Here is a 13,977-nt window from a genome sequence, read left to right on the forward strand (position 1 = left end):
CGCACGTGGACGTACTGACCGGCATGAAGATCTTCGTCAAGGTCGTCGAGGCGAACAGCTATGCGCACGCGGCGGAGGCGCTCGATATGAGCGTGCCGCGCATCAGTCGCACGATCAGCGATCTCGAAGAACATCTGGGTGTGCGACTGCTTCAGCGTACGACACGTCGCATGTCGCTGACCGAGGCCGGCCGCATGTATCTCGATCGCTGTCGGCTGATCTTGGGCGACATCGAAGACACGTATTCAATGTTGTCGTCTAGCGCAACCAACGCTTCGGGCCGACTCAAGATCGTTGCACCTGCACTCTTCGCCATGCGCAAGCTCGCGCCGATCCTGCGCGAGTACCGGGCACTGCACCCGAACGTCACCATCGAAGTCGCACTCGCTGACCGCGCTGTTGATCTGATCGAAGGCGAGTTCGATCTCGGGATTCTCGCGTCGCGATACATCACGGGTCAGACGCTCGTGTCGAGACCGTTGATGTCGACCGACTTCTATACCTGTGCCGCGCCTGACTATCTCGCCGAACACGGCACGCCGACGCATCCGTCCGAACTCGAGGCGCACCCGTTCATCGCGTTCAGGACTGAACACAATACGAACGAAATGACCTTCGAAGCCCCGGACGGCACTCAGGTCACCGCATCGGTCAATCCCGTCGTCTACACGAACAACATTGGCATGGTGCGTCGATGTGCGCTGGCCGGGCTGGGTATCGGCACGATGTCGGGTTATCTCGTCGACGACGATATCCGCGCGGGAAAGCTGATCCGCCTGATGCCGGAATTCCGGTTACCCGATCGCGAGTTCCGCCTGGTCTACACCAACCGCAAATTCATTCCGCTCAAGGTCAAAGCGTTTATTGACCTGGCCGTCAATCATTTCCGCTCACAGGAAGAACCTGTCTCGGCCGGCGGCATGCGATCTGAGTGACACGACCGCCCGATCACTGCCATCGGACGGTTGATCGCGACCAGGCTTATTGCCCTGCCGGCAAGCCGGTGTAAGTCGTGCCGAGCCCTGTCAGTTGCCCGTTGGCACCGAGCAAGCTCGTGAAATGCGGATCGGGGCTGATACGGCCTGTGAACCATGCATAGCGAAAGACATCGGGCCGTGTCTCGCATGTCGACACCATGTCCTTCATTTGCGCTTGTTGCGCCGCGAGCGTATCGATCAACTGTGCGCCGTCGTTCGCGCTGTGCCAGTTCGCAAACTCCGTCACCCAGATCTGCTTGCCGTACTTGTCGAGCGCGTTGAGCTGCGAAGCGAGTCCATAGTCGTACCAATGGAAGGCGAGATAGTCGATCTGCGGACTCCGGCCACCGTTCGCGGCCTGATAGTCCGCGATGAATTCATCGAGCCATACCACCGGATCCGAATAGCCCGGCAGCGTTCCCCAGTTCATCGCCGGACCGACGATCTTGACGCCAGTCGCCGCGGATATAGCCTCATAGCGCGGCCACAAGGCGGCAGCGGCCGACGGCGTCATATCCGCCTGATCGACCAGATTCGGCTCGTTGAGCACCAGCAGATATTTGATCGACGGGTTCGCCTGCAGATAGGCAACCACCGATGCGTCGTTGAAGCTGCCATTCCAGAGCATCGGAATGAACTGCATGTTGTAGCGTGTGGCGTAGTCGCTCGGCACACCGGCATTCGGTGTCAGGCTCCAGTTGTACCACCAGCTCACATTGGACGAGACTGCGGCGAGATCGTCGGGCGTCGCGAAGTCGTAGGCCACGCCGCGCTTTGCGTTCTTTGCAGCGGGTGTCGCCGTCCCACCCGTCGGGTTCGTCGTCGAGCCCGACGTGCCGGTATTCGTGGCGCCGTTACTCGCAGAGTCCGTGCTCCCGCCACCTCCTCCGCCGCACGAAGCAACGCTCAAGGCAACGAGTGCAGCGAACGCGGCCATTCTGAGGCCGCCAATCATTGGGTTCATCACATTCATTTTTGTTATTGATGGGGTATTACCAGCCGATGGCTACCAGCATGCGCTGCGGGTTGTTGCATCCGATATCGGACGACTTGCTACCCACGTCGTCATAGGAAAATCCGTAGGCGAGGTTGGCAATGCCATGCGTGTGCCAGAACTTCGCATAGTAGTTGGCGGGCGAAGTCGGGTAGTACGCACTCGCGTCGATCGTGCTCCAGAAGTTCGGATTGACCAAGGTGCCGTCCGACTTGAATGTGCCCGGCGTATCGGCCACGTGCCGCTCAACAGCGGCGATCAGGTCGGGTCGAGAGCCGTCGGCAAAGCGAAGGAACGGCGTGGGCTTCGGTACCACCGTCGGATCGATATTGTTGTTGGCCCACACCGTGTTGATGTAGTTGTCGTAATAGCTCGCGTTAGCACCGCCCGTCTGAAAGTTGGTCGCGGTTCCGGGCTCAACGATGCGATAAGGCGCGTTTTGGGTACCCGTCGACTGAAACTCGGCCGGCACTTCGGCGAGGTACTTGGCGAAGGTGACCGAGCGGTCTTCGAGGAACGTCCCGTAGTCCTCGCCGCGCGCGACGTCGGTGCCGTCGCTGCATTGAAGCCGGATGGCGAGCTTCACGCCAAAAGCATCGACGCGCGTCGTGTCGCCGTTGAAGTTCCATGGATCCGTCGACGACGAGCGCCCCAGATTGAACTCGATAAAGTCGTAGTAGCTCGTGTTCGTTTGCGTCGCGCTGGCCTGGTTGGGAGCGAGATAGAAATAGATGCGAGTCGAATTAATTCCAGGGCTATCGTAGGTCGGCTCGTCAGCAATCGAGTGGAATTCGTTGACGGGCTGCCCTGATGCGTTCGTACCCGTGATCTGCCAGAACACCTGACTGTCCGGATACTTGCCGTTCGTCTTGTTGAGAAAAACAAAGCGCATGACCTGCGTTGCCGCAGGGATCGTCGTCGTGTCCCCCCAGAAACTGGCGGGCGGCGAAGCGTCGGAAGCCGTATTGAAGGTCAGCGTAACCGCAGTCGACGCCGTGGTGCCCGACGCATTGCCGACCGCAACAGCGAACGAAGCGCCGTTGTCCGAAGCCGCGGCGGCCGGCGCAAAGTAACTGGCAGACGTAGCGCCCGCGATCGCCACGCCATTGCGATACCACTGGAAAAGCGTCGCGCCGGGAGCCGTCACCGTAAAGAACGCGCGCTGTCCTGCGGCGACCGTCTGGGCTTGCGGCTGCACCGAGATGCCCGGACCATTGCCGCTTGTCGCGAGCGGCACAGCCGGCGCGGACGCATCACCTGACGTTCCTGACTGACCGGTCGAGTTACCGCCACCACCCCCGCCGCACGCGGCGAGCAGAGACAAAGCAGCCGCGCAAATGGCGGTCCGGCTCAAAGAGCCGTTCAGGAATCGATTCATTTTTTTTCTTCTCTCAATGCTCGCGCCACGCGCGCCCTGTGCCAAACCCGCCGTTTAAGCGGACTAAGGTGCGAATGCTAAGCGGACATTGTTTCAAGAAGAAAAATTTTCTATATCGCTAAAGGCAATATGTGCAACTGTTTGTGACAGATCGACTTTTGTAGAACAAAGATAGTTTGATATGCAACATGTTGAGACGAGTCTGTGCCCCAATGATCGCAGGTGAGCGCTCGCTGACATTCACGCGTCCACATGCTCAAAGGCTTTCACAAGGAAGTCGACAAACACTCTGACACGCATCGGGATGCGACGGCCTGCGGGATAGACGAGATGAATTGGCGCGCTGTCCGGTTGCAGCTTCGGCAGAATCACCTTGACCTCGCCCGTTCGGATTTCCTCGGCGAATAGCCACTTCGGTGCCTGGGTAATGCCGAGCCCGCACAGGACGGCTGCGCGCACATGCTCCGCATCGCCGGTGGTCAGCGACCCTCGCGGCACATACGACACCGTCTCCTTCCCCACACGCAACGGCCACGGATAGCGCTCACGTCCCTTCGCAAACACAACGCATGCGTGCTTGTCGAGGTCCGACAGCTTCGACGGTGCCCCATGCTCGGCCAGATATCGTGCGCTGGCCACCAACAGGAAATTCGTTTCAGTGAGTTTTCGCGCAGTGAGCGACGAGTCCATCAAGCGGCCATGCCGAACCGCGAGATCGATACCCTCTCCCACAAGATCGACATGCCGCTCGGAGACCGACACTTCGATTGACACGTCGGGATAGGCCTCAAAAAACCTGGGCAATAGCGGCGTAATCCAGAGCCGCCCATGGGCGGGAGCCGTGTCGACCCGGACCACACCGCTGGGTGAACGCTGCCGGTCGCCTATCGACGATTCGAGCGCATCGAAATCATCGACCAGGTGCTTGGCCGACTCGTAGAAGCGTTGTCCGGCTTCGGTGACCACCACCGTGCGCGACGTTCGCAGCAGCAGTTGCGCGCCGAGATGCGCTTCCAGTGCGCCGATTTTCTTGCTGACTGCGGGCTGCCCTATTCCATTCTCGCGGCCTGCCGCAGAAAAACTGCCGCATTCCACAAGGCGCACAAACAAGCGAATTGCATCGAGTCGGTCCATGTCAGTCGCCTCAATCGATTCCGAAGTGGAATGCATGGTATGCCGCCAATCGCCGTTTCGGCAATGAATGAAAACAACTAACTTAGCGACACCGCAACCCCACATCGATGCAAGCGAGGTTCAACCCATGAAAGCGATTTGTGTGACACCGAGTCGAGAACTTGAAGTCCGTGACGTTCCCGCGCCTGAAGACGCCGCACCGAACCATGTCGTGATCGACATGGATGCTTCGACAATCAATCAGGGCGACAAGGCGTTTCTGAAAATGCCGAATGCCGCAGGCACCGCGTTTGCGCTCGGTCCGTATCCCGTCTGGGGTGCGTCAGGCGCCGGGCGAGTCGTTTCGATTGGCGCCGGCGTGCCGGAAAAATATCTCGGCAGGAACGTCGCGATCTATCGGTCGCTGAGCAGAAGCCCGGACAGTATCGGCCTGTGGAGCGAACGCGCGCATGTGCCCTTTACAGCGTGCCTCATCTTGCCGGAGCACCGTGATGCGCGGGAATACAGCGGCTCGCTCGTCAACGTGATGACCGCCTACGCATTCCTTGAAGAAATCGTGGAAGCCGGGCACAAGGGCGTGATCGCCACAGCCGGGAACGCTGCGACAGCTCACGCGCTTGCGACGCTTGCGCGCAAACGGAATCTGCCAGCCATTCTTCTGGTACGCAGCGAAACCGCCCGAGACGAGCTTCATGCCATGGGCATCGAACACGTTGTCGTGACACGCGAGGGATTCGAAACCGAGCTGAACACTTTGGCGACCGAACTCAACGCGACCGCGGTGTTCGATGGCGTCGGTGGTGACTTGCTGAACAAGGTGGCATCCGCCCTGCCGATGCATTCAACGGTCTACATCTATGGGTTTCTGGGCGGTGCTACGACGATTGGGATTCCGACCATGCTTCTGATGGCGAAGAATCTCACGATCAAGCGATTCAGCAATTTCGAAAGCCGGACCGTCAAGGAAAACGCAAAACTGATTCGCGCGCTCGATGCACTCGAAGGCCTGATTGACGATCCGATGCTGACAACACGACTTGGCGATACGTTCCGCTACGACCAGATCGAATCGGCGATGGCCTATGAGGCGTCCCATGGCGTCAAAGCGGTTTTAGTGGCGTAGGGCGTCGTCAAGTCCAGGTCGGTCTATGATCACAGCATGTCCTTTTGTGGCTAGTGAGGAAATCGTCGTGACCGACCTGGACCTTGGCGACATCTATCGCCGCTATCTGGCGTGCCTGAACCAACGAGATTGGGCATCGCTTGGCCAATTCGTCGGCGACGAAGTCACGCACAATGGGCGGCCATTCGGACTGTCCGGATACCGCAGGATGCTGGAACAAGACGTTCTCGAGATACCCGACTTGCAGTTCAATCTCGAGTTGCTCGTGGTCGAAGCTCCGACGATTGCCAGCCGCCTGCAGTTCGACTGCACACCAGCAGGCATCTTCCTCGGCTTACCGATCAACGGCAGGCGCATCAAGTTCGCCGAGAACGTCTTCTATACGTTTCGTGACGCGAAGATCGCTGAGGTGTGGTCGGTCCTCGACAAGGCAGCGATCGAAGCGCAAATCTAGCTACAGGCTGTCGGCGCTATGACTACGATGGTCTCTACTGAAGACATTGGACAAGGGGCATCAGGACGCTTCGGTGTCGACATTCACAAACAGCGTGACCTCGTCATGCTCCACGTCGCCCTCAGATTCTTCGGCAAAGCGCGCATCGCTGTGATTGTGTTGCCTCGCCTGCAACATTAGCCCGCGGCTATGGTGCAAGACCGGGTCATAAAACGCCCGGTAAATCACGAAGAGCAGCCATAACGCCAGCACCGCGAAACTCCACCATCGCAGATAGATTCCCCAGCCCCAGATCAGCGTGCCGAACGCAGAAAGCGTGAGTCCGCGCCTGGCATCAAGGATGCGATTCAAGGACTCAGTGACTTCGATCGCAGCCTGTCCCCGCGTTTGGGCGACAACTAGTTCGGTCACTCGGTGCTCGAAATACCGACGTGATGCCAGTAGAAGCCCCGCAATCGTCACGAGCGAACCCGAGCGCTCGAACAGGCGCCAATCTGCCGAGCTTCGTGCAAGGTACGCACACAAAATAGCCGGACACACCGCGAGCAAGATCATCGACACACTGCGCACCATGAAACCCCATGGCGCCTGCGGAGCACCGCGCGGAAATCCGCGTACTCCGTTGTCCGGTTTTTTATTCAAAATCCACTGCCTCCAATCCACCAGCGACCGCGTCGCCCGCCCGATTTCATTCGACGTGGCCCGCCTCCGCGCTCACAACCATCCGACACGCCCGGCATTTGTCTGACCTGTCAAATACATAGACAAAGAGAAGCCTGCTCGCCGACCGGCCTGCCGTCATAGCTGACCTAAAAGAACGTCGTAACCGTCTACGCCAGCCCGTCGACGCATTCTCTGCTCGAAGGCAACCGCGGTACACACCGGAACCGGCAAAAGACTTATGCCGCTCCGTAACAGGACGGCAACGACGGACCTCGTCCGAGCGGGCAGCGTAAAGCCGTCCGCTTCAGAGAGATCGGACGTGAGTTCCCGACGCTGGGACAAGCGCGACTCAACGCTACGCCTCGGTCCTAAACGGACACCATTCTGTCCTGCAGGGCGCTGTTTCACGAAGTCGCGCACTCGTATGCTTTCGGAATACACGGGCCTTCGTCCACATAACAATCCGGAGACATCGATGCATTCGAGCTTGCGATTGGGTTCGCTTGTCGTATTGGGGTTCGTCCTCGCCGCGTGTTCATCGGTTCGATCCACTTCGCTCACGCCAGCTGGCGAAGCTTCCGCCCCCGCAGCGCAGCTCGGATGTGCCCAACTCGTCGGCCTTCATATTCCAGCTTCTGCCATCAAGCTGCCGACAACCGGAGCAGTCGTGACGACAGCGACCGTCGTGGACGCAAGCGGCGAAGGCGCCAAACGTATCCCGGCGCATTGCATGGTGACAGGCTCCATTGACCCGGTCGATCACACCGCCCCTGAGATCAGATTCAAAGTCGCCCTGCCGGACGCATGGAATTCAAAAGCCGTGATGTTCGGCGGCGGTGGACTCGATGGTTCGATTCCGAACGTCATCGGCAACGTGCCCGCGGGGCCCACTGACAAGCCCTACCCCGTCGCGCGAGGCTACACCGTGTATGGCAGTGATTCGGGCCATCAGGCAGGCCCGTTAGGCTCTGAAGACGGTTCATTCGCAAAGAACGATGAAGCATTGATGAACTGGAACGCAGGCGACGCGCTCAAAAAAACGCGTGACGCTGCAACCTATCTGATCCAGCAACACTACGGACGCAATCCGGCAAAGGCGTATTTCATCGGCGGCTCAACCGGCGGCCGCGAAGCACTGACAGCCATTCAACGATGGCCCGAAGACTGGAATGGCGCAGTCGCGTGGTATCCGGCATGGGCCGGGATGGTCAGCATTCTCGGCGGCCAGCAAATGAATCGGGCACTCGCGCAGCAGGGCGCCTATCTCACGCCCCCCAAACGTAAAGCGCTATTCGATGCGGCCATGCAAGCGTGTGACGCACTGGACGGCCTTCGCGACGGCGTGATCAGCAACCAGTCTCAGTGCAACGCGATATTCGATCCGGCGACCGCAACAGTCGACGGCCATCCACTGCGGTGCAAGGATGGCAAAGACACCGGCGATCGGTGCCTGTCCGACGCACAGATCAAGGCAGTCAAAACCATCAACGCTTCGACCCGGCTTAACTATCTCGCTAGCGGTCAAACGGAACATCCCGGCTTCAACATCTGGGGCGCTGATACGGGAATGAGCGACGCAGACGACGCAGTGCACAAAGCCGTACGCTGGCTGGCGTTCGGCTCCGCCGCACCGACGAACCCGATGCCGAGCAACGCCCCCTACATCAGCGTTTTCGCGGATCAATGGTTCAAATACGCGATTACCCGCGATCCGAACTACGACTCGCGGTCGTTTGACGCGGCCAATCCAGGCCAGTGGGCGGCCCGGATCAGCGAACTCAGCGTCACGCTCGACGCAAAGACAGATATTTCCGCCTTTGCCGCACGAGGCGGCAAGCTGCTTCTGGCTCACGGCGTCAGCGACGTGCTCGTGAGCACCCGATCGACGGAGGATTACTACGGCCGTCTCGTCACCCAGATGGGCCCGGCCGCCGTCCGTTCCTTTGTTAGATTCTACGAAGTGCCCGGATACAACCACGCAGCGAGTGCTGTGTTCAATGCGTCGTGGGATTCGCTGACTACGCTCGAGGATTGGGTCGAAAACGCCCAGGCGCCCACGAATCAAGTCGTCGCCGACACCGTCGGCGTGCCCGGCCGTACACGCCCTCTTTGCGAGTTTCCGCTCTGGCCCAAATACAACGGCACCGGGTCGCCTGATTCGGCAACCTCGTTTACGTGCTCGCAATAGACCTCAAAACGCCACCGTCGCGGTGGCCTGCACGCTCTCCGTGCTCTTGAGCCGGTTGACGCTGTAAATACTGGGTACCCAGCGCAAGCTCGCCGATAGCGGGAGCTTGCCGCCGATCTTGGTGTCGTATGTGATCACCGGGCCTAAAGAAAAATCATGTCCGACAAAGCCATTGAGCTTGTCGGCGGTCGGCCCGCTGTCATTGCCCAGCTGTTGAACCGTACCCATCACAATGCCAATTCCAAGGCCGTTGGGAAATTTCTTGACGCCCATCGCATCGAACGTCAACAGCGGCGCGTTCTGATAGTTCGTCGCGTTATTGCGGGTATAAAACTCGAGTCCGAGCACCATATCCAGCTGAATCCCGTACTCGGGAATGATCTTCGTATAGGCCACTTGCGGCACAAACGTCCAGTTGTTCAGGCTGGGGTTCGCAAGGTCGTTAGGGTCATAGTGCCCCGTCGGCGCCCAGAAGTTGAAGCTGAGTGCGATGTGATCGTTCTGCGTGAGGTGATAGCCCGCGACGATCGGGGTGAAATACATATCAAACAGATTGGACGCGCGGTCGCTCGTCGAGCGTGTCAGCGCGCCGACGGAGAAACTCCCCGTCACCTCGGTCCATACATAGGGCAAGGTGAAGCCCGACGCGAAATCCCACCCGCCCGCACTGCCCCACACTTTCATTAATGTCGCCAGCGTGAACGCGACCGGCGCGTCGATGCCGACCGATGCCTTGCCTGCGATCGGCACACCGCGATCGCCGCTGATCGACCCGTCGATATAAATCTGCTGAAGATTGAAAATGAACACCGGCTCAGGGGGCACGATGCCCGCTCCGGAAAGCACGCTCATACCCGCGACGGGGCGCCCTAGCCCACCTTCCGTCGCGTGGGCTTCGAATGCGAGCGAGCACATCGCCACAGCGAGCGGGAGCATGCACCGTTTCGACTTGCGAAACGCCTTACGCCAGGTAGCAGTCGTCCGCATGAATCCACCTCAAACGGTAACGTCGACGGTAGCAGTAGCACGTCGAACGTTAACAACTGTAATCGTCAGCACAAAGCACGAGGCGCAGCGAAAGCCCCCTATCTGAGAGCGCACGAACGACCGTGACGCGTCAGTGCCGGAACAACCGTTGCGCACTCTGCTTCGCCCGGCCCGACATGGGGATAACCCGTAATCGGGGTAGATACTGAGTCGCCCCGCATTGCTTGAAAAATGCGCTGGCGTGCTCTAAAAAAGTACTTAACTTATCCATGTGTCGCCTCGGCCAGTAGCGGAGGCGACATTTTCATTGGAGCGCGTGCGACCTTCCATGAGTCTCCTGGAGCTCAGAGGTATTTCGAAGCACTTCGGCGCCATTCAAGCCCTGACCGAAGTGACGTTCCAACTAGAACCGGGTCAGGTGGTCGGGCTCATGGGGGACAACGGCGCGGGGAAGTCGACGCTGGTGAAAGTCATCGCCGGCAATTTCCCGCCTTCACATGGCGAAATCCTCATCGACGGTTCGCCGGTGCATTTCAACAAGCCCGTCGACGCGCGCGCCCAGGGCATCGAGGTCGTTTATCAGGACCTCGCGCTCTGTGACAACCTGACGGCCGCCGCGAACGTCTTCCTCGGCCGCGAACCTCGCATCGGATTCGGTCCGATCCGCATCCTCGATCACGCGGCCATGTACCGGCGCGCCGGCGAGCTTTTCAAATCGCTGAAATCGGAAACGCGGCCTCGCGATCTCGTTCGCCAGATGTCCGGCGGCCAACGGCAGGCGGTGGCCATTGCGCGCACGCGCCTTTCTGAGCCGCGCCTCGTCATCATGGACGAGCCGACCGCCGCCATCAGCGTGCGGCAAGTCGCGGAGGTGCTCGATCTGATTCACCGTCTTTCCGAACATGGCATTGCGGTCATTCTGATCAGTCACCGCATGCCCGATGTGTTCGCCGTTGCGCATCGTGTCGTGGTCATGCGGCGCGGGCGCAAGGTGGCGGACAAGAAGACCGATACGTCATCGCCGGAAGAAGTGACCGGTCTCATCACCGGAGCCATCACCACCGCCTGACCTTGCCCAGCACGGGAGACCGCAATTGAACGAGCCGTCGGAAAGACCGCCCTCGATCACAACGCTGATCGACGATCCGCAAGCGCAAAGAACGCATACGCGCTGGTCGGGGTTGCTCGCCAGCCAGGTGTTCTGGGTGGTGCTCGCCACCGTCATCGCATGCGTGCTGCTCTCGTTTGTGACGTCGACCTTCGCGACTTCGCAGAATCTGTTCAACGTCACGCGCAATTTCGCGTTTGTGGCGATCGTCGCGCTCGGCATGATGGCTGTGATCATCACCGGCGGCATCGATATCTCCGTGGGGTCGACCATCGGCATCAGCGGCATCGTGCTGTCCGTCGTCATGAACGCGGGCTATTCGATCTGGGCGGGTATTGGCATGGGCATGCTGACCGCAGGGCTCGTCGGGCTCGTGAACGGTGTGCTGATCGCGTATCTCGACATGCAGCCCTTTGTCGTGACGCTCGGCATGCTGAGCATCGGGCGCAGCCTCGCACTCGTGATCTCGCGCAGCCGCACAATCTTTGAATTCGGCCCCGACGGGAGCAAGCTGCTGGCGCTCGGCGGCGGTGCGACGCTCGGCGTGGCCAACCCCGTCTGGTTTCTGCTGCTCTTCGCGGTGATCTTCTGGTTCGTCTTTGCATTCACGCGCTGGGGCCGCTACGTGTTCGCAGTCGGCGGCAACCGACATGCGGCCAACCTGACCGGCGTTCCGGTGCGCCGTATCATCTGCTCCGTCTACGTGCTTGCGGGCCTGATGGCCGGCGTCGCCGCCATTCTGGAAGTCGGATGGCTCGGTGCGGTTACCACGGGCCTCGGTACGGGCGACGAACTACGCGTGATCGCCGCCACGGTGATCGGCGGCACCAATCTCGTGGGCGGCATTGGCAGCACATTCGGCACCGTGGTCGGTGCCGCGCTGATCGAAGTCATCCGTAACAGCCTGATCCTGCTGGGTGTCGATTCCTTCTGGCAAGGCACGCTCGTGGGTTCTTTCATCATCGTTGCAGTGCTGTTCAACAGATTGGGTGGCGGGCGGCAGGGAGATTAAAAGAGTCTTCATACGCATTGGCCGCGCTGCGGCGGGTGCGGGAAGGAGGGAGCTCGGCCGGACGAGGCGCGGAACTACCGGACGCACGTGTTCGCGATGCAGCGAGATTCCGCACATTGACCCAGACTCGAACACGGGCCCGGGGTCGACAACACAAGAACCTTAGTGCGAGCAGACATGTGCGCCGCAGAGCCGGCGCCGACCAGGAGGAAACATGAAGATTGCTTCGATGTGCATGGCCGCGATCGGAGGGCTGGCTTTATTCGCCTCGACCGCATTTGCGGACGACAAGACCCTTGCGCTCGTCGTCAAAGGACTCGACAACCCGTACTTCGACCTCATGCATCAGGGGTGCGATCGCGCCAACAAGGAACTGAAGGGTCAGGGCTTCACCTGCTACTACACCGGGCCTGCAACCGCTGCCGATGAAAGCGCCGAAGTGCAGATCATCGACGACTTGCTGACCAAGGGCGTTGCTGCGATGGCGATCTCGCCTTCCAACGCGCCGGCGGTGGCCGAAGTCCTGCGCCGTCGTCACCTGTCGATCCCGATCATCACCGCGGATGCCGACTTGCTGCCGAAGGATGCGTCGCTGCGCAAGGCGTATGTGGGGACCGACAACTACGAGCTTGGCCAGAAACTCGCTGAACAGCTCAAGGCGCTGATGCCCAAGGGCGGCAACATCTGCCTCGTCATGGGCAATCCTGCCGCTGAAAACATCAATCAACGTGCGCAAGGCACGCGCGACGCCCTGGGCGGCAAGAAGGGCATCACCAAGCTGAATGGCGAGAACAACTGGCATGAGATCAGCGCTTGCCCGCTGTATTCGAACGACGATGCCGCGAAGGCGAATCAGATGATGCAGGACACGCTGACCGCCAACGCGACAGGGCTTGATGCGTTCGTGCTCGAAGGCGGCTGGCCGTTGTTTGCGCCACAGGCCTATTCGCAAGTCGTCACGCCGATCATGGACAAGATCTCGAGCGGCAAGTTCGTCATTATCTCGGCCGACACGCTTGCACCTGAAATCCAGGCACTCAAGGATCACAAGGTCAACGCTCTGGTCGGTCAACGCCCTGAGGAAATGGGGTATCAGGCCGCGATGGTCATGCGTGATCTTGCGCAAGGCAAGACGGTCAAGACGATCATCCACACCGGTCTCGATACGTGCACGTGGCAAAACGCTGACACCTGTCTCAAGCATTGAAGCAGGACGAAAGCCGTCGCGGAGAAACGGAGTCGCTGCGCGCGCTGCGCAGCGACGAACTGCCGTCCGGAGCCGTCGAGCTTGCGCGCTGGCTGGTTGGAAAATGGCTTACGCATGACACCGCTGAAGGATGCTGCGCCGGCAGGATCGTCGAAGTTGAAGCCTATCCTGTCGGCGACTCGACCGGCTATGCGTATCGAGGGCTGACACGGTACAACGCACCGCTTTTCAAGGCACCCGGTTTTGCGTACGTGAAGCTCGTCTATGGCGCGGCGTGGACGTTGAACATTTCAGCCGAACCAGACGGTATCGGGGCCGGGGTATTGCTACGAGCACTTGAGCCGCGCTCCGGCATCGAACTCATGCAGTCACGACGGGGTTCTACGGTACCTATACGCGAACTTGCACGCGGTCCCGGACGACTGTGCGCCGCGCTCGGCGTGGGCGTCGAATCGGACGGAAAGAATCTATGCACGGGTTCTGGGCTCTGGCTTGGTACCGAGCAACCCGCGGCGAACAGCCCGGCCCAACCAGCAACCGCGGTCGGCGTGACGACGCGTATCGGCTTGTCACGCGAAATGGATCGGCCTTTGCGATTCTTTGAAATCGGCAATCGCTGCGTAAGCGGGCCGAGGCGTTTGCTAACAACGCTCGAGTAGCCGCCTGCGACGCTAACAACGCACGCGATAGCAATATCCCGCCTGGACATCGACCGCTCACGACAAAGCTGTGTATCCTCGGTGCGTTCACAT

General features: G+C 60.0%; 13 protein-coding genes. 8 read left to right on the top strand and 5 right to left on the bottom strand.

Features of this window, described 5'->3' with window-relative positions:
• The first annotated feature begins 5 nt into the window (after nucleotides 1-5).
• Nucleotides 6-935: a LysR family transcriptional regulator gene (locus ACMFWR_RS25015; RefSeq protein ID WP_413195071.1), complete on the top strand. Its 930-nt coding sequence runs from the start codon at nucleotides 6-8 to the stop codon at nucleotides 933-935.
• A 46-nt stretch (nucleotides 936-981) separates the two neighbouring features.
• Here ACMFWR_RS25015 and ACMFWR_RS25020 read toward each other — a convergent pair whose 3' ends face one another.
• The 3 genes from ACMFWR_RS25020 to ACMFWR_RS25030 form a co-directional block, all read right to left on the bottom strand.
• A complete protein-coding gene (locus tag ACMFWR_RS25020; RefSeq protein ID WP_413195072.1) occupies nucleotides 982-1,941 on the bottom strand; it encodes a glycoside hydrolase family protein in 960 nt (319 codons plus the stop codon).
• A gap of 28 nt (nucleotides 1,942-1,969) precedes the next feature.
• Nucleotides 1,970-3,349: a beta-1,3-glucanase family protein gene (locus ACMFWR_RS25025; RefSeq protein WP_413195073.1), complete on the bottom strand. Its 1,380-nt coding sequence runs from the start codon at nucleotides 3,347-3,349 to the stop codon at nucleotides 1,970-1,972.
• Between the two features lie 240 nt (nucleotides 3,350-3,589).
• Complete coding sequence (locus tag ACMFWR_RS25030; protein WP_413195074.1) at nucleotides 3,590-4,483, bottom strand: LysR family transcriptional regulator; 894 nt, start codon at nucleotides 4,481-4,483, stop codon at nucleotides 3,590-3,592.
• Between the two features lie 127 nt (nucleotides 4,484-4,610).
• Here ACMFWR_RS25030 and ACMFWR_RS25035 point away from each other — a divergent pair, with 127 nt between their 5' ends.
• Nucleotides 4,611-5,606, top strand: coding sequence for a zinc-binding dehydrogenase (locus tag ACMFWR_RS25035; protein ID WP_413195075.1), 996 nt, complete (start codon nucleotides 4,611-4,613; stop codon nucleotides 5,604-5,606).
• A 67-nt stretch (nucleotides 5,607-5,673) separates the two neighbouring features.
• Nucleotides 5,674-6,060, top strand: a complete 387-nt coding sequence (locus tag ACMFWR_RS25040) for an ester cyclase (protein WP_413195076.1) — start codon at nucleotides 5,674-5,676, stop codon at nucleotides 6,058-6,060.
• A gap of 60 nt (nucleotides 6,061-6,120) precedes the next feature.
• Here ACMFWR_RS25040 and ACMFWR_RS25045 read toward each other — a convergent pair whose 3' ends face one another.
• Nucleotides 6,121-6,471, bottom strand: coding sequence for a hypothetical protein (locus ACMFWR_RS25045; RefSeq protein ID WP_413195077.1), 351 nt, complete (start codon nucleotides 6,469-6,471; stop codon nucleotides 6,121-6,123).
• Nucleotides 6,472-7,198: 727 nt separating this feature from the next.
• On the opposite strand from ACMFWR_RS25045, the gene ACMFWR_RS25050 reads away from it, so the two are divergent.
• Nucleotides 7,199-8,911 carry a tannase/feruloyl esterase family alpha/beta hydrolase gene (locus ACMFWR_RS25050; protein ID WP_413195078.1) on the top strand — a complete coding sequence of 571 codons (1,713 nt, stop codon included), beginning with the start codon at nucleotides 7,199-7,201 and terminating at the stop codon, nucleotides 8,909-8,911.
• Between the two features lie 3 nt (nucleotides 8,912-8,914).
• Here ACMFWR_RS25050 and ACMFWR_RS25055 read toward each other — a convergent pair whose 3' ends face one another.
• On the bottom strand, nucleotides 8,915-9,847 hold the full coding sequence (locus ACMFWR_RS25055) for a transporter (protein ID WP_413195079.1): 933 nt from the start codon (nucleotides 9,845-9,847) through the stop codon (nucleotides 8,915-8,917).
• A 379-nt stretch (nucleotides 9,848-10,226) separates the two neighbouring features.
• Between ACMFWR_RS25055 and ACMFWR_RS25060 the strand changes: the two genes are divergently transcribed.
• The 4 genes from ACMFWR_RS25060 (at nucleotide 10,227) to ACMFWR_RS25075 (ending at nucleotide 13,884) form a co-directional block, all read left to right on the top strand.
• The gene (locus ACMFWR_RS25060; RefSeq protein ID WP_413195080.1) at nucleotides 10,227-10,967 is read left to right on the top strand and encodes an ATP-binding cassette domain-containing protein; all 741 of its coding nucleotides are present in this window, start codon (nucleotides 10,227-10,229) and stop codon (nucleotides 10,965-10,967) included.
• Nucleotides 10,968-10,992: 25 nt separating this feature from the next.
• The gene (locus ACMFWR_RS25065; RefSeq protein WP_413195081.1) at nucleotides 10,993-12,018 is read left to right on the top strand and encodes an ABC transporter permease; all 1,026 of its coding nucleotides are present in this window, start codon (nucleotides 10,993-10,995) and stop codon (nucleotides 12,016-12,018) included.
• Nucleotides 12,019-12,232: 214 nt separating this feature from the next.
• On the top strand, nucleotides 12,233-13,225 hold the full coding sequence (locus ACMFWR_RS25070) for a sugar-binding protein (protein ID WP_413195082.1): 993 nt from the start codon (nucleotides 12,233-12,235) through the stop codon (nucleotides 13,223-13,225).
• Nucleotides 13,222-13,884 (top strand): DNA-3-methyladenine glycosylase, encoded by a 663-nt coding sequence (locus ACMFWR_RS25075; protein ID WP_413195083.1) that lies wholly within the window; start codon nucleotides 13,222-13,224, stop codon nucleotides 13,882-13,884. Before ACMFWR_RS25070 ends, ACMFWR_RS25075 begins: the two co-directional genes overlap by 4 nt.
• Nucleotides 13,885-13,977 lie beyond the last annotated feature (93 nt).

The organism is Pararobbsia alpina (genome assembly GCF_965118125.1).
GTDB lineage: Bacteria > Pseudomonadota > Gammaproteobacteria > Burkholderiales > Burkholderiaceae > Pararobbsia > Pararobbsia alpina_A.

What these genes read in the sequence shown, in the direction of transcription:
- ACMFWR_RS25020 (WP_413195072.1), bottom strand. Translation starts at nt 1,941, where the DNA reads ATGAACCCAATGATTGGCGGCCTCAGAATGGCCGCGTTCGCTGCACTC.
- ACMFWR_RS25025 (WP_413195073.1), bottom strand. Translation starts at nt 3,349, where the DNA reads ATGAATCGATTCCTGAACGGCTCTTTGAGCCGGACCGCCATTTGCGCG.
- ACMFWR_RS25030 (WP_413195074.1), bottom strand. Translation starts at nt 4,483, where the DNA reads ATGGACCGACTCGATGCAATTCGCTTGTTTGTGCGCCTTGTGGAATGC.
- ACMFWR_RS25035 (WP_413195075.1), top strand. Translation starts at nt 4,611, where the DNA reads ATGAAAGCGATTTGTGTGACACCGAGTCGAGAACTTGAAGTCCGTGAC.
- ACMFWR_RS25050 (WP_413195078.1), top strand. Translation starts at nt 7,199, where the DNA reads ATGCATTCGAGCTTGCGATTGGGTTCGCTTGTCGTATTGGGGTTCGTC.
- ACMFWR_RS25055 (WP_413195079.1), bottom strand. Translation starts at nt 9,847, where the DNA reads ATGCTCCCGCTCGCTGTGGCGATGTGCTCGCTCGCATTCGAAGCCCAC.
- ACMFWR_RS25060 (WP_413195080.1), top strand. Translation starts at nt 10,227, where the DNA reads ATGAGTCTCCTGGAGCTCAGAGGTATTTCGAAGCACTTCGGCGCCATT.
- ACMFWR_RS25070 (WP_413195082.1), top strand. Translation starts at nt 12,233, where the DNA reads ATGAAGATTGCTTCGATGTGCATGGCCGCGATCGGAGGGCTGGCTTTA.